Here is a 261-nt window from a genome sequence, read left to right as displayed (position 1 = left end):
AAATAGGTCCCAGGCTTCCTTCGCCGCTCGGCTGCCTGGCGTGCCGATGCCGCACCCGTGAAAGCCGGTGCGTCGGTCGTGTATTGCTTAAGCGTCGTGCCTTGCCAGGCGTTCCGTCTGGCGGTGAGCAGATGGACGTCTGATCTGCGGACGTAGGCCACAGGGGTGTCCAATAGATGCAGGTCCCGGGGGAGCAACACGGGCTTGATCAGCATGGCCTAGCCCTTCGCGAAAAGCAACGTCGAGGCCGATGCCGTTAGG

General features: G+C 62.8%; 1 protein-coding gene. It reads right to left on the bottom strand.

The features are described 5' to 3' along the window. The coding region (locus tag AC3XQU_RS24175) for a hypothetical protein (RefSeq protein WP_489876661.1) at nt 1–215 on the bottom strand (215 nt) is incomplete at its 3' end. Between the last annotated feature and the right edge of the window lie 46 nt (nt 216–261).

It is taken from the genome of Telluria sp. AZSoR62, assembly GCF_058111565.1.
This window is presented reverse-complemented; position numbering and strand designations above follow the sequence as displayed.